This window comes from Nonomuraea sp. NPDC049649 (assembly GCF_040675175.1).
Lineage (GTDB): Bacteria > Actinomycetota > Actinomycetes > Streptosporangiales > Streptosporangiaceae > Nonomuraea.
Genome location: NZ_JBFAOH010000014.1, coordinates 78,520 through 98,147, shown reverse-complemented (window position 1 = coordinate 98,147; position 19,628 = coordinate 78,520). Strand labels below are relative to the sequence as shown.

Here is a 19,628-nt window from a genome sequence, read left to right as displayed (position 1 = left end):
GGGACCGCTCCACCATTCAAACCCATCGGGAAATGCGGCTTACCATTGGATAGTCTCAGCGGGTGGGACGCCACAGGTCTGATCCGATGGGCCTCGCCCGCCTGGCGCTCGCCGGGCTGGCGGTGGGTGCCCTGCTGGTTCTGCTGTTCATCGGCGGGCGGGCGCTGCTCGACTCGCTGGACACCGGGGAGGCCGCACCCGAGCCTCCATCCTCGACGCCCGCCACCAGCATTCCGGTGCCGACCCTGCACATCGAGTGCGTGGCCGACGTCTGCCCGCTCGTGACCGTACGCGTCCCCGGCGGAGACGTGCTGCAGCACCGCGAGATGACCAAGGGCGAGGAGGTCAGCTACTTCGAGCCCGAGCTCGACGTGGTGCTCACCGACTCGGGCTCCGTGCGCGTCACCGAGAACGGTCATCTGCGCCCGCAGGGCGAGACGGGGGAGCGGGAGGCGTTCACAGTCCCAGATCCTGGGGAGTGAACGCGGTGCGGTAGTCGAGCCCCTCCTCCGCCATCCGGGCCGCGGCCCCCCGGTCGACGACCGCGGCCACCGCGACCACCTCGGCGCCCTCCTCGCGCAGCGCCTCGACCGCCGTCAGCGAGGACGAACCGGTCGTCGAGGTGTCCTCGACCACGAGCACCCGGCGGCCCTTCACGTCGGGGCCCTCCACCCGGCGCTGCAGCCCGTGCACCTTCTGCGCCTTGCGCACCACGAACGCGTCCAGCCGCCTGCCCCGCGCCGCCGCCACGTGCAGCATGGCCGCCGCCACCGGGTCGGCGCCGAGCGTCAGCCCGCCCACCGCGTCGTAGTCGAGGTCGGCCGTCAGGTCGAGCAGCACGCTGCCCACCAGCGGGGCCGCCACCCCGTCGAGCGTGATGCGGCGCAGGTCGAGGTAGAAGTCGGCCTCCTTGCCCGAGGAGAGCACCACCCGGCCGTGCACGACGGCCTTCTTCTTGATCTCGGCCAGCAGGCTGTCGCGGTCACTCATGGCTTCAGCTTAGAGCGCGCCGCCGACGGCAAAGAGGGGCGCCCGGTTTAGCCACGGGCGGTAGTGCGGAATGACTCCACGGGCAACCGTTCGTAACTGCGAGGTCACGATGAGTGTGGAATCACCGCAGAGCGACGCACAACTCCTCCATGCCGTCAGAGGGGGTAATGCCACCGCATACCGGCTGCTCCGCGAGCGCCACGCCGCCGCCGCCCGTGCCCTGGCCGGCCAGTTCGTGCGGGATGAGGAGGAGATCGAGGACGTCGTCGCCGAGGCGTTCACCCGCGTCCTCGACGAGGTCGGGCGCGGCGGCGGCCCGGAGTCGGCCTTCCGCACCTACCTGCTGGGCGTGGTCCGGCGCACCGTCCACGACCGCACCCGCGTGACCCCCGCCCCACCCGACCCCGCCCCGCCCGCCGACCCGGTCTCGGCCCGGCTCGAAGGCTCGCTGATCGCGCAGGCCTACCTGTCGCTGCCGGAACGCTGGCGCGCCGTGCTCTGGCACACCGAGGTGGAGAACGCCCGCTCCGCCGACGTGGCGCCGCTCCTCGGGCTCTCGGCCAACGGCGTCGCCGCGCTGGCCTACCGGGCTCGCGAGGGCCTGCGCCAGGCCTACCTGCAGACCTACCTGACGGGCGCGCCCCCGGCCGAGTGCAAGACGGTGCTCGGCAAGCTGGGCGCCTACGTGCGGGGCGGCCTGACCCGGCGCGAGTCCCGCGCGGTGGACGAGCACGTGCGCGACTGCCCCAACTGCAACACCGTCCTGCGCGAGCTCACCGACGTCACCCGCGGCCTGCGCACCGTCGTCGGCCCCCTCGTGCTGGGCGCCGCCGCCACCGGCTACCTGGAGGCCATCGCCCGCACCGCCCCCGCCCAGGGCCCCGCGCGCCTGCTCGGCCGCCTGTGGGGGAGGAAACGGCTGGTGGCGGCCACCGGCGCGGGCACGGTGATGGCGGTCGCGGCAGCCTTTGCCGTGGTGTCCAGCCCCGACCTCGCCGTCCGTCCCACCGTCGCCGCACACCCCCGCTCCTCCGACCCGTACGACCACGTAGGCCCGTACGGCGAGAAAAGCCCGAACCCGGCCGCATCCAGCGGCGAGCCCAAATCCGGCGGCACCGTCGACCCCCAGGACACCACCGACCAGCCCGAGCCCGGCGACCGGCCCCAGTCAGACGCCCCCTCAGGCCATCCCCCCGCACTCGTCCAACCCCGGAAACCCCCAAGCTCCACACCCGACGATGAGCCCTCTGCGTCCGAGGAAGAACGTGCCGGTTCCGCTTCCAAGGGCAGGCACCCCGGTGGCGGCCAGGGTTCCGCATCCGCTGAGCAGGGCAGCGGATCCCCGGCCGGTGAGCGTAATCGGGTCCGGGCGCGGGACAGGGCCGAGGCCTCCGTTCCCGGCGCGCACCGGGCCCGCCTGCGCTCCTCCGTCGCGGTGATGGGCTCTCTGGTACGAGGCGAGCCGGGCATCGTGGTGATGCGCCTCCGCAACACCGGAAAGTCGCCCACCCACGACATCTACGCCGCCATCGAGCTACCCCCCGGCGTCACCCTCGCCCCGCGGACGAACCCCATCGCCGAAATACCGCGGACAACCCCTCACAAGCCCGGCACCATCCAGAGAGTCACGGAGAAATCCCCTGCCCAGCAGGGAGGCTCCGCGCTAAGCGCCGTACCCGGAGAAGGGGGAGCGGTGCAGTGGGCCGCCGCCGTACCCGGAGAAGGAGGAGCGGTGCAGTGGGCCGCCGCGAGGGACGCCCACGGCCCTGAGACGAGAGAAGCAGGGAACCCGGCGACGAGGAAGGCAGGGAGTCCCGGGACGAGAGAAGCAGGGAACCCACAGGCGAGGGAAGCCCGGAGTCCAGAGCCGAGGAAGGCAGGAAGCTCTGGGGCGAGGGAGGCCGGGAACGGGTGGCGGTGTCAGCCGGTGCGGGGTGGGGCGCGGTGTGCCAGGGAGCCGCTGGCGCCGGGCCGGGCCACGTCGGTGTTCCTGCGGGTGCGGGTGGCCGGGGACGCGCCGTTCGGAGCGGGGCCGAAGGCGCGGGTCGAGGCGGGTGACCTGCGGCTGAGCGCGCGGACCCGAGTGGGAGTGCGGGAGTCGGGGACGCCTGCCAGGTTCGCCGCCGACGGGAAGGTGACCGTGCGAGCCGTCGGGAACGGCCTGCTGACCTGCGAGGACGAGCGCGGGTGTGAGGAGGCCGCGCGGCACGACGGCGACCGGCTGCCGCTGCGCCCGCTCGACGACGACAGGTCCCGGCGGACCGACGTCTCCAGCGCCGCCCGCCTCACCCTGCCCAAGGGCGGCCGGATCATCTGGGCGGGCCTCTACTGGTCGGCCACCGCCGACAAGGCCGGCCCGATCAAGCTGAAGCCGCCCGGCAGGGGCCGGTACGTGACCGTCCGCCCCAGTGAGGTGGCCTGGCAGGAGATGCCCGACGGCCCCGCCTACCAGGCCTTCGCCGACGTCACCGGCCTGGCCGCGACCGCCGCGAAGAGCGGCGCGTGGTGGGCGGCCGACCCGCCGATGACCGGGCCGGGCCACGCGGGCTGGAGCCTCGTGGTCGTCGCCACCGACCCGGCCGCACCGTACGGGAACGCGCTCGTCCTCGACGACGCCCGGATCGTCGGCAGCGACAGCCCGGTGCTGAAGGTGCCGCTCGGCGGGCTGCGGCCCGCCGGCGCGCCCGCCCGGGTGGAACTGGTCACCTGGGAGGGGGACGCCCACCTGGGCGGCGACCGGGTGTCGCTGGGCGCCGGGCCGGTCACTCCCGAGGGCGGCGGCCGCGACGCGGGCAACGTCTTCGACGGCTCGGCGAACGGCACCTCCGCCATGACGTTCGGTGTGGACGTCGATACGCTGAGCGACACTCTCTCCGCCCGTCCCAGGCTGGTGATCGCGGGGAAGAGGGACGTGGTGATGTTCGGGGCCGTGGCTGTGAGCGTGCCCGCGCATCGCTGACGGAGAACGGGACAAACTGGTACGGTTCGCCTAACGGGTCTGGCTTCACGCCGGTCGAGGGGCGAATCGTCGGGATTAACCCTCGCGCGATCAGCCTCTTTCACTACCCTGGGACAGGGCCGCCGAGTCCGGCTCTGACGGTGCAGAGCCAGCAAGTCGGACCACCACGAAAGGGGCGGTGTCAGTGGATCGCTGCGCGCTGTTCGTCGACGCTGGCTATCTGCTGGCTGATGGCGCGATGGCGGTGCATGGCACCCGTCATCGCGAGTCGGTCTCCTGGGACTATCCGGGGCTGCTGCAGCTGATCTCGGGCCTGGCGCGCGAACGCACCGGCCTGCCGCTGCTGCGCTGCTACTGGTACGAAGCCACCATCGAAGGCCGCCGCACCCCCGACCACGACGTGCTGGCCGACATCCCCGGCCTCAAGCTCCGCCTGTCCCGCATCCGGCCCGGCCGCCGGGAGGGCGTCGACGCCCAGGTCCACCGCGACCTGATGACGCTGGCCCGCAACAACGCCATCTGCGACGCGGTCGTGGTGAGCGGCGACGAAGACCTCACCCAGGTCATCTGCGACGCGCAGGACCTGGGCGTCCGGCTGACCGTGGTCCACATCGCCGCGGAGGGGAGCTGGGCCGCCTCGCGCTCGCTCCGGCAGGAGTGCGACGACCTCATAGAACTGAGCGCCGGCAACCTGCGTTCCTACGTGTCGCTGGTGAGCGGGGTCGCCGAGTCCCACAGCGGCCCGCAGCCCGTCAGCAACGGCCACGGCGCCCACTCGCTGCCGCCCGCGGCCACGCCGTCGCCGCTGCCCGCCGCGCCCGCGCCCGGCTCGCTGCCTCCGGCCCCGGCCAGCACCGGCAGCCATGCCGCGCCGCGCTCCTCCGGCAACCAGTCCCAGCCTGCCAACCCGCCGCCCGCGCGCGCCCAGTCACAGGCGCCCTCGCTCCCCACGTACACCTTCCCCTCCGACCAGCTCGCCCAGCCGCAGCAGCAACCCCAGCAGCAGTCACAGCCGCAGCAGTCACAGCCGCAGCAGTCACAGCCGCAGCAGTCACAGCCGCAGCAGTCACAGCCGCAGCAGTCACAGCCGCAGCAGCCGGCCGCGCCGGCGACCGGGTCCATCCCCCAGCAGTCGCCCACCACGGGGCAGTTCTCCTCCCCGTCCAGCGCGGGCACCTACCAGCCCACCGGGGCCTACTCGGGTCCGCAGCCCGCGCCGGTGCAGCAGCAGCCCGCGACCTCGTCCTCGGGGGCGACGACGCTGGCCGACGCGGTCAAGGCGGCCCACCGCGAGGGCCACGACTTCGGCGAGTCCGTCGCCCGCGACGCGCCCGCGCTCTGGCTGGAGGCGGTGCTGGCCCGCAAGCCCCGCATGCCGTCCGACCTGGAGGCCAGACTGCTGCAGGGCTCCTCACTGCCCATCGACTTCCTGCTGCACGACGAGGTCCGCCACGCCCTCCGCAGAGGCTTCTGGGACGCCTTGGAGCGGGCCCGGAGCTAGTGGGTGGGGTGACGAGGTCCGCCACGCGTTGCGCAGGGGCTTCTGGGACGCCCTGGAGCTAGCGGGCGACGGGACCGTCCGAGGTCAGGCCTTGAAGCTGACGCACTTGTAGAAGCCGCCGCCCGGTATGTTGGTCTTCTTCCTGAGGCACCCCTTGTAGGTCTCTCCTGAGATCAGGCGGTACCCGTCCGTGTAGGAGGTGCCGTTGATGTCGACGCTCGTATAGCTCCAGTTGCCGACGTACAACTGCAGGTCGTAGTTCTTGTTGGCGGTGCTGGACGGACTGCTGATCCGCGCCCAGACGTACGAGGCGCTGCCGTACTTGCCCTTGCGCAGTTGCAGGGTTCCGAGGTTGGTGTTGGCCTGGATGCGCGTGGACACGTTCTTGGCGTACTTCGGAGCCGAGGCGGACCAGTTGGAGGCCGCCGCAGCCGGGGCCGAGCCGAGAAGCGACAGGGCCAGTCCGGCGGTCGCGGCGATGGCTGCGGACTTCGTGAATCTCATGACGTTCCTAAGTTCAGTGATCTCTTGGGACGGAACGCCACGGTAACGATGAGCGGTATATCCGGAGTATGTCGTGAAATGCGGATGTCAGGTCAGGGCGTCGAAGCCCGCTCGGAGCTGGGTGACCCGGTTGGTGAGGTCGGTGAGGGGGGCCGTCAGAGTCGGGTTCTTGGATTCCTGGGCGAGCTGACGGACGCGGGCCAGCTCCTCCTCGACCCCGGCGAGGCGGCGGGAGAGCTCCGAAAGAACCGCGCCCTGGTCGCCGGCTTCGGGCGGCAGCTCGTTGCCGAGCCGTTCGCGCAGCAGCGCCGCCTGCTCCTTCAGGCGCTTGTTCATGTTGTAGATCTCGGCGAACACCGACACCTTGGCCCGCAGCACCCACGGGTCGAAGGGCTTGGTCAGGTAGTCGACGGCGCCCGCCGCGTAGCCGCGGAAGGCGTAGTCGGGGGCGCTGTCGACCACGGTCAGGAAGATGATCGGAATGTTGCGGGTCCGCTCGCGGCGCTTGATGTGGGCGGCGGTCTCGAAGCCGTCCATGCCGGGCATCCGCACGTCCAGCAGGATCAGCGCGAACTCGGTGTTGAGCAGCGCCTTCAGCGCCTCCTCACCCGATCTGGCGCGCACCGGCACCAGGTCGAGCGAGCTGAGGATCGCCTCCAGCGCGATGAGGTTCTCCTCACGGTCGTCCACGAGGAGGATCTTGGCCCGATCCGGCATCGTCACTCCCCTTCCGCTGGTGAGTCGGAGGCCCGGCCCCGGCTGAGCCAGCCGCGCAGCCGCTCCAGCAGCCGGTCGACGTCGACGGGCTTGGGCACGTAGTCGGAGGCGCCGGAGGCGATGCTCTTCTCCCTGTCGCCCCGCATGACCTTGGCCGTCAGCGCGATGATCGGCAGGTCGGCGAACTGCGGCATGCGCCGGATGGCGGAGGTCGTGGCCCAGCCGTCCATCTCCGGCATCATGATGTCCATCAGCACGAGCGCGACGTCCTCGTTCCGTTCGAGCTGCTCGATCCCCTCCCGGCCGTTCTCAGCGTAGACGACCGTGGCGCCGTGCCGCTCCAGGACGCTGGTCAGCGCGAAGACGTTGCGGATGTCGTCGTCGACGATGAGGATCTTGGCGTCGCTGAGCGGGTCGTCGCCCTGCCACTGGCCGGTCTCGACGGGCGCCTCGACCAGCTCGGGCAGCGGCAGGTCGAGCGGCATCGACGACGGCGGCTCGGGGATCACGGGCGGCTCCTCCACCGAGGCGGTCACGACCTGCTGCCCGCCGCTGCGCGGCCCCTCGGCGGCGCTGATGGGCAGCGGGCCGGTGTAGGTGGCCGGTAGGTAGAGGGTGAACGTGCTGCCCTTGCCGACCTCGCTCTCGACGTGGATCTCGCCGCCGAGCAGGCGGGCGATGGACCGGCAGATCGACAGGCCCAGGCCGGTGCCGCCGTACTTGCGGCTGGTCGTGCCGTCGGCCTGCCGGAACGCCTCGAAGATGACGTCGCGCTTGTCGGGCGCGATGCCGATGCCGGTGTCGATCACCTGGAAGGCGAGCAGGTCGTGGGCGATGCGCAGCGAGTCGTCGTCGAAGTCGACGTCGGGGGAGGCGGGCACGACGCGGAGCTTCACCTCGCCCTTCGGGGTGAACTTGACCGCGTTGGACAGCAGGTTGCGCAGCACCTGCTGGAGCCGCTGCTCGTCGGCGCAGAGCTCGTGCGGCACGTTGGGGTCGATCTCGACGCTGAACTCCAGCCCCTTGTCGGCCGCCAGCGGCCCGAACGCGGCCTCCAGCAGGTCGATCATCTTGGGCAGCGACACCTGGGCCGGGTGGATGTCCATCCGGCCCGCCTCGACCTTGGACAGGTCGAGCATGTCGTTGATGAGCTGGAGCAGCGCCGAACCGGCGCCGTGGATGGTGCGGGCGAACTCGACCTGCTGCGCCGTGAGGTTGCCCTCGTTGTTCTCGGTCAGCAGCTTGGCCAGCACGAGCAGGCTGTTGAGCGGCGTGCGCAGCTCGTGCGACATGTTCGCGAGGAACTCGTTCTTGTAGCGGGAGGAGACGGCGAGCTGCTCGGCGCGCTCCTCCAGCGTGCGGCGGGCCTGCTCGATCTGGAAGTTCTGGATCTCGATGGCGCGGTTCTGCTTGGCCAGCAGGGCCGCCTTGTCCTCCAGCTCGGCGTTGGACCGGCGCAGCTCCTCCTGCTGGCGCTGCAGCTCGTCGGAGCGCTCCTGCAGCTCGCGGGTGAGCCGCTGGGACTCGGTCAGCAGGTCCTCGGTGCGGGAGTTGGCGATGATCGTGTTCATGGTGACGCCGATGTTCTCCACCAGCTGCGTCAGGAAGTCGAGGTGGACTTCGCCGAACGGGCTGAAGGAGGCCAGCTCCAGCACGCCGAGCACGCGGTTCTCGAACAGGATCGGCAGCACCACGATCTGCGCGGGCGTCGACTGGCTGAGCCCGCTGTCGATGGTGATGAACTTCGGCGGCACGTCGTCGAGGACGATGTGGCGGCCCTCGGCCGCGGCCTGGCCGACGATGCCCTCGCCGAACGAGAACCGCGTCCGCGGCCCACGGTCGGGCCGCACGCCGTAGCCGCCGATCAGCAGCAGCTGGCGCTCGTTCTCCGGATCGACCGAGTAGAAGGCGCCGTAGCGCGCCGACACGAGCGGCGTCAGCTCGCTCATCGTCAGCTTGGCCACCTCGAACAGGTCGCGGTGGCCCTGCATGAGCCGGGAGATGCGGGCCAGGTTGGACTTGAGCCAGTCTTGCTCCTGGTTGGCCTGGGTGGTCTCGCGGAGGTTGGCCACCATCGAGTTGATGTTGTCCTTCAGCTCCGCCAGCTCGCCCTGCGCCTCCACGGCGATGGAGCGGGTCAGGTCGCCGCGGGCCACGCCGCTGGTGACGGCGGCGATGGCGCGCACCTGCGTGGTCAGGTTGCCGGCCAGCTCGTTGACGCTCTCGGTGAGCCGCTTCCACGTGCCCTCGACGCCTTCGACCCGGGCCTGGCCGCCGAGCTGGCCTTCGGAGCCGACCTCGCGGGCGACGCGGGTGACCTCGGAGGCGAACGAGGAGAGCTGGTCGACCATCCGGTTGATGGTGGTCTTCAGGGCGAGGATCTCGCCCTGGGCGGTGACGTCGATCTTGCGGGTGAGGTCGCCGTTGGCGACCGCGGTGGTGACCTCGGCGATGTTACGCACCTGCGAGGTCAGGTTGTTGGCCATGAAGTTGACGTTGTCGGTGAGGTCCTTCCAGACGCCCGACACGCCTCCCACCCGGGCCTGACCGCCCAGCTTGCCCTCGGTGCCGACCTCGCGGGCGACGCGGGTGACCTCGTCGGCGAAGGACGAGAGCTGGTCGACCATGGTGTTGAGGGTGTCCTTGAGCTGCAGGATCTCGCCCTGGGCGTCGACGGTGATCTTCTTGGACAGGTTGCCCTGGGCCACCGCCGACGAGACCGCGGCGATCTGGCGCACCTGCGAGGTCAGGTTGTTCGCCATCGAGTTGACGTTGTCGGTGAGGTCCTTCCAGACCCCGGACACGCCCCGCACCTGGGCCTGGCCGCCGAGCTGGCCCTCGGTGCCGACCTCGCGGGCCACCCGGGTGACCTCGGAGGCGAACGAGGACAGCTGGTCGACCATCGTGTTCATGGTCGACTTGAGCTCCAGGATCTCGCCCTGCGCGTCGACGTCGATCTTGCGGGTGAGGTCGCCGTTGGCGACCGCGGTCGTCACCTGCGCGATGTTGCGGACCTGGTACGTGAGGTTCCGCGCCATGGAGTTGACGTTGTCGGTGAGGTCCTTCCAGACCCCGGACACGCCCTTCACCTCGGCCCGGCCGCCCAGCTTGCCCTCGGTGCCCACTTCGCGGGCGACGCGGGTGACCTCGTCGGCGAAGGACGAGAGCTGGTCGACCATGGTGTTGAGGGTGTCCTTGAGCTGCAGGATCTCGCCCTGGGCGTCGACGGTGATCTTCTTGGACAGGTTGCCCTGGGCCACCGCCGTCGCCACGGTGGCGATGCTGCGCACCTGCGAGGTCAGGTTGTTGGCCATGAAGTTGACGTTGTCGGTGAGGTCCTTCCAGACGCCCGACACGCCCGTCACCTGGGCCTGCCCGCCGAGCTGGCCCTCGGTGCCGACCTCGCGGGCCACCCGGGTGACCTCCTCGGCGAACGCCGAGAGCTGGTCGACCATCGTGTTGACGGTGTTCTTCAGCTCGAACATCTCGCCCACCGCGTCGACCGTCACCTTGCGGCTCAGGTCGCCCTTGGCGACCGCGGTGGTCACCACGGCGATGTCGCGCACCTGCGCCGCCACCCGCGACGACATGGTGTTGACCGCCTCGGTGAGGTCGCGCCAGCTGCCGGACATGCCGCGCAGGTTGGCGCTGCCGCCCAGCCGGCCCTCGGTGCCGGCCTCCCTGGCCACCCGGGTCACCTCGGAGTTGAACAGCGCGAGCTGGTCGACCATGCCGTTGATCGCCTTGCCCAGCCGGCGCACCTCGCCCCGGGCCGAGCGGTCGAGGTCGATCCGCCGTGACAAGTCACCCTTGGCGACGGCGTCGATGACGTCGGCCGCCCCCGTCACCGGGCTCACCAGCGCGTCGATCAGCATGTTGACCGACTCCACGCTCTCCGCCCAGGCCCCGACCCCCGGGCCCGGCGTCAGCCGCTCACCGAACCGGCCTTCCTTGACCACTTCCTTGCGCACCCGGGTGAGCTCGTTCGAGAGGTGCTCGCGACGGTCGGCCACTTCGTTGAGAAGCAGCCGCACCTCGCTGAGGATGCCCGGAGCCGAGTGCGGGACCCGGCGCCGGAAATCGCCGTCACGCCAGGAGTACAAGGTCTCCAGGATCGGGACGAGATCGGACTCGGTATATGTCCTCTCCTCAGGACTTGTCGCGGCCTTGGCCGTGGTCATGGGGCCTCCTTCACTCGCGGGTGACTCCGGCGAGTGATTCAAGTCTTTCACGATGTGTAGCTCGTAGTCCTGTCCTTGGATTTACCCCAAGTCAGCGGGAAGTGTGGTAAGCACGTGAGGATGACTGCTTCTCCCCATGCGGTGCTAGCTGCGACGTTCGCGGCCGGCGAGTCGGCTGTGACCGACGCGATGAGGTTCACGCGCGAGGTGATGACCGCGTGGGCCAGCGGAGGCGTGCTCCCCATCGCCGAGCAGGTCGCCGGGGATCTCGCGGGGCAGGTCATCGACGAGCCCTTCGAGATGCTCTGGCGCCACCTGGGCGGGTCCGTCCAGGTCGAAGTGAAGCAGCGGAACACGTCACAGGGCGATCAGAAGGCTCCCTCCGTGCACGTCGAGGAGTGGGGGATCACCTTCTCGGGTGATTCCCGTGTCCATTGGGCCAGACTCACGCTACCCGGCGCGCACGACAGCTCGGGAGCCGTCGAGTGGCAGCAGAGCGGGCGCGGGCCGCACTGGCTCGGGTTCCTCGCCGACGCCAGCGACCTGCTCGCGGGCACCCTCGACCCCGACATGGTGCCCGCCATCATCGCCCAGATCGTGGTGCCGCGGCTGAGCCACTGGTGCGCCGTCTACACGGCCGACACCGCCGCCTCGCCGCTCCGCCTCGTCTACCTGTGGCACGCCGACGAGGCCCGGATAGACGGGCTGCGCGAGCAGCTCGCCGAGCTGGACCTCGAAGCCGTCGGCACCGGCATGAGCTCCACCTTCCACCTGGGCGACAACGAGGTGCTCGCGGTCCCGCTCACGGCCCGCGGCCGGGGGCTCGGCGTGATGTGCCTGGGGCGGCCCGACCGGTTCCCCGACGACGTCATCCAGTTCGCCGAGGACATCGGCAGGCGCGCCGCGCTCGCCGCCGACAACGCCCGCCTCTACGCCCAGCAGGCCGCCGCCAACCGCGCCCTGCAGCGCAGCCTCCTGCCGCCCAGCGAGCCCGAGGTGCCCGGCCTCGACTACGGCGTGGTGTACGAGCCCGCCGGCGAGGCCAACGAGGTGGGCGGCGACTTCTACGACCTGTTCAAGGCCGGCGACGACTCGTGGCGGTTCGCGATCGGCGACGTCTGCGGCACCGGCCCCGAGGCCGCCGCCGTCACCGGCCTGGCGCGCCACACCCTCCGCCTGCTCGCCCGCGAGGGGTACGGGGTCGCGGCCGTGCTCGGCCGGCTCAACCAGGCCATCCTCGAAGAGGGGGAGCGCGCCCGGTTCCTCACCCTGCTCCACGGCGACATCACGCCGGCCGACGACGGGCTGGAGATCCGCCTGGTCTCGGCCGGGCACCCCGAGGCGCTGCGGCTGAAGTCCAGCGGGGTCGTGGAGCCGGTCACCACCCCGCAGTCGCTGCTGGGCGTCTTCCCCGAGGTCGTCTTCGAGGCCGACACCATCCATCTCGACCCCGGCGACGTGCTGCTGGCGGTCACCGACGGCGTCACCGAGCGCCGCGCGGGCGGCCGGCTGCTCGACGACGACGGCGGCCTGGCCAAGATGCTCGCCGAGTGCGCCGGGCTGTCGGCCCGGGCCGTCGCGGAGCGCATCCGCCGGGGCGCCGCCGAGTTCGCCACCGAGCCCAGCGCGGACGACCTGGCGATCCTGGTGCTGCGCGCCCGCTAGCGCCGGTTCACGTGCTTGCGGGCGAACTCCAGCTGCAGCGCCGTCTGCGCGATCCGCTCGGCGACCACGAGGTTCCCCTGTACGGCGTCGTACGTATAGACCTCATGCTCGCAGCCGCGCTCGGCGAGCAGGGCCACGTACTTGCGGATCTGGCGCGGCGGGCAGCGCGTGTCGTTCTCGGCGGCCAGGATCAGCACCGGGCTCTTGACCTGGTCGACGTAGGTGATGGGGGAGCCGGCCGCGTACCGGTCCGGCTGCTCCTCGGGTGAGCCGCCGAGCAGGGCGCGGTGGTAGGCGCGCAGGCTCTCGTTCTCGTCCTCGTACGAGGTCCGGTGGCAGGCGATGGGGACGGCGGCGATGCCGGCGGCCCAGAGCCCGGGCTGCGTGCCGAGACCGAGCAGCGTGAGGTAGCCGCCCCAGGCGGTGCCCGCCAGCACGAGCCGGTCGGGGTCGGCGATGCCGGCGTCGATGACGGCCGAGCGCACCGCGGTCACGTCGGACAGCTCGATCTGGCCGACGTCGCCGTGCAGCGCGTCGCGCCAGGCCGTGCCGTAGCCGGTCGAGCCGCGATAGTTGACCCGGACCACCGCGAAGCCGGCGTCCACCCAGGCCGCCACCTCGGGGGAGAAGGCGTCCCGGTCGTGGCTCGCGGGGCCGCGGTGCAGGAGGAACACCGCCGGGTACGGGGCGCCGCCGTTCTCCGGCCTGGAGATCAGGGCGTGGATGCGCCCGCCCGGGCCCTCGACGTCGAGGTCCTCCACGGGGACGCTCGGCGGGGCGGCCGGGCCGCCGGCGTTGAGCACGACCTGGCCGTTGGTGGAGCGGATGACCGGCGGGCGGGACGCGCTCGACCAGGAGTACTCCACGTGACCGCCGGGGCGCGGGCGCGCCTCCTCGATGACGCCGTGCGGGGTCTCGATACGGGTGAGCCCGCCGCCCGCCAGGTCGTAGCGGTAGAGGTGGCTGCGGGCCCGGTGGCCGCGGTGGATCAGCAGGGCGCGGCCGTCGTGGTACCACTCGGCCGTCATCTCGCCCTCGTCCTTGAGCCAGATCTCCCGCCGCGCCCCCGACACCGGGTCCCAGACCAGCGGCTCGCCGCGGCGGCGGCGCTCGTGCAGGACGAGCAGCCGGGAGTCGCCCGGGACGGGGGCGAAGCCGAGCCCGACCACGCCCTGTCCGTGGCCGTCGTGCAGTTCGCCGACCACGGCGCCGGACTGGCGGACGACGCGGAGCGCGGGGTGGCGGAAGCCGCCGTACTCGCCGTGGTTGATCGCGATCAGCTCGCCGTCCATCGAGATGCCGCCCGCCCAGGCCGCCTCGGGGTGCTCGTACAGCAGCCGGGCGGGCTCGCCGTCGCGCACCAGGTGGACGCGGAAGGCGCCCTCGCCGGCCAGGCTGATCGCGGCCGGGCCGGTGGAGGAGAGGGCGATGCCGGCCGTCTGGCCGGGCGGCAGCTCGGGCGCGACCGGCTCGTCGGGGCCGCCGCCGAAGGGCTGGCGCAGCCACGTGCCTTCGCCGTCGCCGCCGGTGTCGGCGAACCAGTAGATCCAGCGGCCGGTGGGGTCGATCGCGGCGTGGGCCGTGCCCCAGGGGCGGTCGGTCACCTGGCGGGTGGCGCCGTTCGCGCGGTCCCAGGCGTAGACCTCCCACGTGCCGGTGGCGTTGGAGAGGTAGATGGAGCGGTTGGGGGCGAGCTGGGCGTAGGAGGGCAGCGACATACGCGACGCGCGGAACCTGGCCTGCCAGCGTTCCTCGGCCTTCATCCGCCGCGCTCCCCTCCGTGGGCGCCCCTCGCCGTTCTCCTCGGCGGCGGGTTGCCGTCCAGTATTACGCCTGCGTCGCGGAAATACTCCGAAAATGTGGGGGAATTTGGGACTAAACACCCCATCAGCAACACCAGTCTCATATATCCGTCAAGCTGGCTACCTTGCGTTAGATGTCGCTTCGAAGGTAGATAGGTGAAACTCCGCCCTCGCCGTCACCTTTTCCCGCCCTTCCGGGAAAACCCGCGCCATCCCCTCGTCCAGCTCCTCCGCGCCCAGGTGCCAGGCGCTCGGCCCCATCCCCACCACGGCCCGCACCTCGTCCTTCCCGAGCGTCAGCCCGAACGCGACCACCCGCCGCTCCACCTCGGCGAACCCGTCGAGGCTCCGCGCCACCCGCCGGTCCTTGTCGGCGTCGACTGACAACAGCCCCAGCTCCTCCACCAGCGGGCTCAGATGACCGGGCGCGGGCGTCACCACGACGACCCGCCCGCCGGGCCGCAGGATCCGCCGGAACTCGGGCCCGTTCCGGGGCGCGAACACGTTCATCACCACGTCGGCGACCCCGTCCCTGATGGGCAGGCGCCGCCACACGTCGGCCACGAACGCCCCCAGCCGGGGATGCGCCCGCGCGGCCCGCCGCACGGCGTGCTTGGACACGTCGAAGGCCAGCCCCACGCCGCGCCCGGCCGCGTCGAGCACGGCCGCCGAGTAGTGACCCGTGCCGGCGCCGGCGTCGACGATGACCGGCCCGGCCCCGCGATCAGGACCACCGTACGCCCTCCGGCCCGCCCCGTCAGGCGACTGTGAAAACGATTCAGTATGGCTCGCCAGGACCGCCTCCGCCAGGACGCTCTCCAGCGGCGCGTAGTGGCCCGCGGACAGGAAAGCGGCCCGGGCCGCCACCATCTCCGCGCTGTCGGCCGTACCGGGCGGGCGTGAGCCGACGAGCAGGCTCACATACCCCTGCCTGGCCACGTCGAAGGAGTGGCCCCGGGGGCAGCGGAGCGCTCCGGGATCGAGCCGGAGCGGCTGCTCGCAGACCGGGCAGGCGAGGTGTTCGACGATGTCGGCCAGCATGCCGCCATTCTCCCGTCGATCGGAGGAGGCGCCGCGTCACGTGGTGGCGGCGGCCCGGACCAGGAAGTCGGCGTTGGAGGCGGTCTCCTTGAGCTTGCCGACCAGCAGCTCCATGCCCTGGTGGCGGTCCAGGCCGGTCAGCGAGCGGCGCAGCCGCCAGACGATCCGCCGCTCCTGGTCGGGCAGCAGGATCTCCTCGCGGCGGGTGCCGGAGGCGTCCAGGTCGACGGCCGGGAACACGCGGCGCTCGGCCAGGTCGCGCACCAGGTGCAGCTCCATGTTGCCGGTGCCCTTGAACTCCTCGTACAGGCTGTTGTCCAGGCGCGAGCCGGTGTCGACCAGAGCGGTGGCGAGGATCGTGAGGGAGCCGCCGCCGGCCACGTTGCGCGCGGCGCCGAAGAAGCGCTTGGGCGGGTGGAGCGCGGCGGCGTCGAGGCCGCCGCTGAGCGTCTTGCCGTTGGCGGGGGCGGTGTTGTTGTACGCGCGAGCCAGCCGGGTCAGCGAGTCGAGCAGCAGGACGACGTCGCGGCCCTGCTCGACCAGGCGCTTGGCGCGCTCGACGGCGAGCTCGGCGATGGCGGTGTGGTCGCGGTCGGGATGGTCGAAGGTGGAGGCGAAGATCTCGCCCTGGATGCCGGCGCGCATCTCGGTGACCTCCTCCGGCCGCTCGCCGACCAGGAGGACCATGAGGTGCGCCTCGGGGTGGTTGCGGGTGACGGCGGCGGCCAGGGCCTGCAGGACCATGGTCTTGCCCGCCTTGGGCGGCGCCACGATGAGGCCGCGCTGGCCCTTGCCGATGGGCGCGAACAGGTCGATGACGCGGGTGCTGAGCGACTCGGTCTCCAGGCGGAGGCGTTCGTCGGGATGCACCGGCGTCAGGTCGGCGAAGCGCGGCCGGTCCTGCCAGCGGCTCTCGCCGTTGACGGCCTCGACCCCGACGAGCTTGCCGCGGTCGGACGTGGCGGTCACATGGTCGCCGGGCCGGAGCCCGTACCGCCTCACCCGGTCGGCGCTGAGCCGCAGGTCAGCGGATGAAGGCAGATGATTCGTACGGAGAAAAGCGGACTTGTCCCGCACGTCCAGCAGCCCGCTGGTGACGTGAACAGACATGATGAACCCCTTTGAGGGCATTACCGGTGGGAAGCACACCGGCGCGTGTGGAAAAGGAAACCCGGGCCCGCACGGAGAGGAGGGAACACCCGGAAGGAAGAGCGGCGGAGCTGAAGCTCGACGCCACCGGCAACGTATCACACGTCGCTGGTCATGGAACGCCTAGCCCTCTCGGGCTATTCCCGGGGCATTCTCGTGTCTTCGCGCGCGTGAGGCGAGGCGGAACGTAACAATGTTCTTCTCGCCTTCCTGTCCGGCCCGGACCTGGTGACCGCAAGCGCCCTGAAGGACCTTTGCAATGACGGCGAGGTTCCATAACGAGCAGACGAAACCCTTGGGGGACGACATGACCAGCACCCGCTGCCCACGGTGCCACAACGAGCTGGACGAAGGCCCGATCATGTACCGGTGCGCCACCTGCCGGCGCGCGGTCTTCGCGGCCGATCTGGAGAACGAGTTCGTGCCGGGGGAGCCCGTGGCCGCCTAGCCTGGGGCGCATGCCCCACAGACCGCAGCACGTGGCAGGCGTCGAGGTCACCCCTCTCTGCGACGCCGTAGGCCCGATGGGCGAGGCGATCCGACGCCCGCTCGCCGAGACGTTCCCGGGAGCCGGCCTCCCGGAAGAGCCGTGGATCCTGCACTTCCACTGCTACCTGCTCCGCGACAGCGCAGGCCGCCTGACCCTGGTCGACACCGGGATCGGCGGCACCGACTCACCGGCGTCCCTCTGGGCGCCGGTCCCCGGCGCGCTGACCGGGGAACTCGCCGCCGCGGGCGTCGCGCCCGCCGACATCGGCACCGTGATCCTCACCCACCTGCACAGCGACCACGCGAGCGGCACCGTGACGGACGGCCGGCCGGTGTTCGAGAACGCCCGCCACGTGATCCAGCGGGCCGAGCTGGACACCGCCGCAGGCGCCATGGCCGACCAGGTGCTCAATGTGATCAAGGGCCAGCTTCAGGTGGTCGACGGGGACGCCGAGGTCGCGCCCGGCCTGCACGTCCACCTGACCCCGGGCCACACGCCCGGCCACCAGATCGCCCGCGTCGGCGACCTGGCGATCACCGGCGACCTGGTGCTCCACCCGGCGCAGCTCGCCGACCCGTCCGTGCGCTACGTCTACGACGACGACCAGGAGCGCGCCGCCGCCACCCGGGCCGAGGTGCTGGCCGGGCTGCGGGCCGAGCGCGCGCTGCTGGCCACGGCCCACTTCGCCGAGCCGTTCGTCCGGCTCTGACCCTCTGTCAGCGGCCGGCCAGCGCGGGCTGCTCGGCCAGCAGGCTGGAAGGCAGCATCACCCTCGCCGTCAGGCCCCCGTACGGCGAGGGCGCCAGCGCCACCTTGATGCCGTGGCGGAAGGCCAGCCGGCCGACCACGAACAGCCCCAGCCGGTCGCTCTGCGCCAGGTCGAACTCCGGCTTCTCCGCCAGCCGCGCGTTGAGCTGGTCGAGCTCCTCGCGGGGCAGGCCGAGCCCGCGGTCCTCCACCTCGACCGTCAGGCCGTGGGGGGTCGCGGTGGTGCGCAGGTCGACGCGGGTGCGCGGCGGCGAGAACAGCGTCGCGTTCTCGACCAGCTCGGCCATCAGGTGGGCCACGTCGGTCACGGCCGAGCCCACGAGCGAGACCGGCGGCGGCTGCAGCACCTCGACCCGCTGGTACTCCTCCACCTCGGCCACGGCCGCCCGCAGCACGTCGTAGATCGGCACCGGGTTGCGCCAGCCGCGGCCCGGCTGCTGGTCCGACAGGATGATCAGGCTCTCCGCGTGACGGCGCATGCGGGTGGTCAGGTGGTCCAGCTTGAACAGGTCCTCCAGCGTCACCGGGTCCTCGGTGCCCCGCTGCATGCCGTCGAGCTGCATGAGCTGGCGGTGCAGCAGCGACTGGTTGCGGCGGGCGAGGTTGACGAAGACCTGGTTGACGCCGTGGCGCAGGCCGGCCTGGCTGAGCGCGGCGTCGACGGCCGTGGTCTGCACGTCGTTGAAGGCCTGCACGATGTCGTGCACCTCGGACGTCTCCGCCTTGATCTCCAGCGGCTCCACCTCGGCCCCGGCCGGAGGCTTCGCGCCGGACCGCAGCTGCTCGACGAGCCTGGGCAGGCGCACCGTGGCCAGATGGGTGGCGGCGTCGCGCAGCCCGGCGAGCTCACGTACGAGCCGCCGGCGGAAACGGAGCGACAGCAGGATCGAGGCGAGCACCGCGATCAGGCCGACCCCGCCCGCGACGCCGATCTTCGCCAGGATGCCGGTAGCCGTCGGGGCCACCCGCTGGGCGTACGCGGCGAGGGTGGTGCGCTGGTGCTCCTCGACGGCCCTCCACAGGTTGGCGGCCTCGACCGGCCAGGTGGACGCGTCCTTCGGCAGGCGGCGGACGACCGACTGGCTCCGCAGCGCGTCCTCCGTCGCCAGGAACTGCTGGTAGCGCGGGGAGCTGACCAGCTCCAGGTAGGGCCCGCGCAGCCCGCCGTCGAGCTGCGTCAGCGACTGCGAGTAGAGCAGCCGCCGGGTGGCCGCCCACTCGGCGAACGCCTCGCGCTCCGCGTTGGACACCCGGCCCCGGCTCAGCACCACGGAGATCATGGCGCGCTCGCGGGAGAGCATCTCCTTGGCCTCGTTCAGCATGGCCAGCGCCCGCGCGTTGCGGTAGAGGGACAGGTCGGGCACCAGGATCATGGCGTCGTACAGGCGGAAGGAGGCGTCGACGATCTGGTTGTAGCCGTTGATCATGTCGAGCGGCGTCGGGTTGGGCCCGTCGACGTCACGCCGGATGTGGGGGAGCCGGTCGAGCTGCCGGAACAACGTGCCGAGCTGCGCGTTCATCGCAGGGGTGAGGTCGCCCTGCTGGGCGGCGAGCTCGCGCAGCTTTCTGGCCGCCGTGTCGGTCAGGCTGCGCTGGATCTCCACTGTCTCCGGGTTGCGCTTGGCCAGGATGTACGTGATCGAGGACAGCCGCTCGTTCTGCAGCTGGGTCGTCAGCTCGGCGGACGGCTCGGCCAGGTTGGTGACCAGCTCGTCCGTCTCCAGCATCCGGAGGCCGTCGCCCGCCGTCAGAGCCGCGGCGAACGCCCAGAGACCGACCAGGGAGGTCAGCGGGACGAGCAGGAGGATGAGCAGCTTGATCGCGATGGGACGGCCACGTGTGGGGGGCATGCGACCTCCGG

General features: G+C 71.6%; 14 protein-coding genes. 6 read left to right on the top strand and 8 right to left on the bottom strand.

Annotated elements, in window-relative coordinates; all coding sequences use genetic code 11:
* The first annotated feature begins 62 nt into the window (after positions 1–62).
* Positions 63–482, top strand: coding sequence for a hypothetical protein (locus AB0J42_RS19920; protein ID WP_364296362.1), 420 nt, complete (start codon positions 63–65; stop codon positions 480–482).
* Here the strand turns inward: AB0J42_RS19920 and AB0J42_RS19915 are convergent.
* Complete coding sequence (locus tag AB0J42_RS19915; protein WP_364296360.1) at positions 457–990, bottom strand: phosphoribosyltransferase family protein; 534 nt, start codon at positions 988–990, stop codon at positions 457–459. The two genes, AB0J42_RS19920 and AB0J42_RS19915, sit on opposite strands and share 26 nt — an antisense overlap.
* A 109-nt stretch (positions 991–1,099) precedes the next feature.
* Here AB0J42_RS19915 and AB0J42_RS19910 point away from each other — a divergent pair, with 109 nt between their 5' ends.
* A complete protein-coding gene (locus tag AB0J42_RS19910) occupies positions 1,100–3,949 on the top strand; it encodes a sigma factor (protein ID WP_364296358.1) in 2,850 nt (949 codons plus the stop codon).
* Positions 3,950–4,133: 184 nt separating this feature from the next.
* Entirely contained in the window at positions 4,134–5,450 is a 1,317-nt protein-coding gene (locus AB0J42_RS19905) for an NYN domain-containing protein (protein WP_364296493.1), read from the top strand.
* Positions 5,451–5,534: 84 nt separating this feature from the next.
* Here AB0J42_RS19905 and AB0J42_RS19900 read toward each other — a convergent pair whose 3' ends face one another.
* The 3 genes from AB0J42_RS19900 to AB0J42_RS19890 all read right to left on the bottom strand — a co-directional run bounded on the left by AB0J42_RS19900 (position 5,535) and on the right by AB0J42_RS19890 (position 10,852).
* The gene (locus AB0J42_RS19900; protein ID WP_364296356.1) at positions 5,535–5,954 is read right to left on the bottom strand and encodes a hypothetical protein; all 420 of its coding nucleotides are present in this window, start codon (positions 5,952–5,954) and stop codon (positions 5,535–5,537) included.
* Between the two features lie 87 nt (positions 5,955–6,041).
* A complete protein-coding gene (locus AB0J42_RS19895) occupies positions 6,042–6,671 on the bottom strand; it encodes a response regulator (protein WP_364296354.1) in 630 nt (209 codons plus the stop codon).
* A gap of 2 nt (positions 6,672–6,673) precedes the next feature.
* Positions 6,674–10,852, bottom strand: coding sequence for a HAMP domain-containing protein (locus AB0J42_RS19890; protein ID WP_364296352.1), 4,179 nt, complete (start codon positions 10,850–10,852; stop codon positions 6,674–6,676).
* Between the two features lie 177 nt (positions 10,853–11,029).
* Here AB0J42_RS19890 and AB0J42_RS19885 point away from each other — a divergent pair, with 177 nt between their 5' ends.
* Complete coding sequence (locus AB0J42_RS19885) at positions 11,030–12,517, top strand: SpoIIE family protein phosphatase (RefSeq protein WP_364296350.1); 1,488 nt, start codon at positions 11,030–11,032, stop codon at positions 12,515–12,517.
* Here AB0J42_RS19885 and AB0J42_RS19880 read toward each other — a convergent pair.
* From AB0J42_RS19880 to rho, 3 genes are all read right to left on the bottom strand, one after another.
* Positions 12,514–14,280 carry a prolyl oligopeptidase family serine peptidase gene (locus AB0J42_RS19880; RefSeq protein ID WP_364296348.1) on the bottom strand — a complete coding sequence of 589 codons (1,767 nt, stop codon included), beginning with the start codon at positions 14,278–14,280 and terminating at the stop codon, positions 12,514–12,516. The genes AB0J42_RS19885 and AB0J42_RS19880 overlap by 4 nt on opposite strands.
* Positions 14,281–14,439: 159 nt before the next feature.
* Positions 14,440–15,360 (bottom strand): putative RNA methyltransferase, encoded by a 921-nt coding sequence (locus AB0J42_RS19875; protein ID WP_364296346.1) that lies wholly within the window; start codon positions 15,358–15,360, stop codon positions 14,440–14,442.
* Positions 15,361–15,396: 36 nt separating this feature from the next.
* Complete coding sequence (gene rho, locus AB0J42_RS19870; RefSeq protein WP_364296344.1) at positions 15,397–16,470, bottom strand: transcription termination factor Rho; 1,074 nt, start codon at positions 16,468–16,470, stop codon at positions 15,397–15,399.
* A gap of 298 nt (positions 16,471–16,768) precedes the next feature.
* Here rho and AB0J42_RS19865 point away from each other — a divergent pair, with 298 nt between their 5' ends.
* Together AB0J42_RS19865 and AB0J42_RS19860 are read left to right on the top strand one after the other, a co-directional pair.
* A complete protein-coding gene (locus AB0J42_RS19865) occupies positions 16,769–16,957 on the top strand; it encodes a hypothetical protein (RefSeq protein ID WP_364296342.1) in 189 nt (62 codons plus the stop codon).
* A 10-nt stretch (positions 16,958–16,967) separates the two neighbouring features.
* Positions 16,968–17,708, top strand: a complete 741-nt coding sequence (locus AB0J42_RS19860) for an MBL fold metallo-hydrolase (RefSeq protein ID WP_364296340.1) — start codon at positions 16,968–16,970, stop codon at positions 17,706–17,708.
* A gap of 7 nt (positions 17,709–17,715) precedes the next feature.
* Here the strand turns inward: AB0J42_RS19860 and AB0J42_RS19855 are convergent, their stop codons facing one another.
* The gene (locus AB0J42_RS19855; RefSeq protein ID WP_364296338.1) at positions 17,716–19,617 is read right to left on the bottom strand and encodes a nitrate- and nitrite sensing domain-containing protein; all 1,902 of its coding nucleotides are present in this window, start codon (positions 19,615–19,617) and stop codon (positions 17,716–17,718) included.
* Positions 19,618–19,628: the final 11 nt, after the last annotated feature.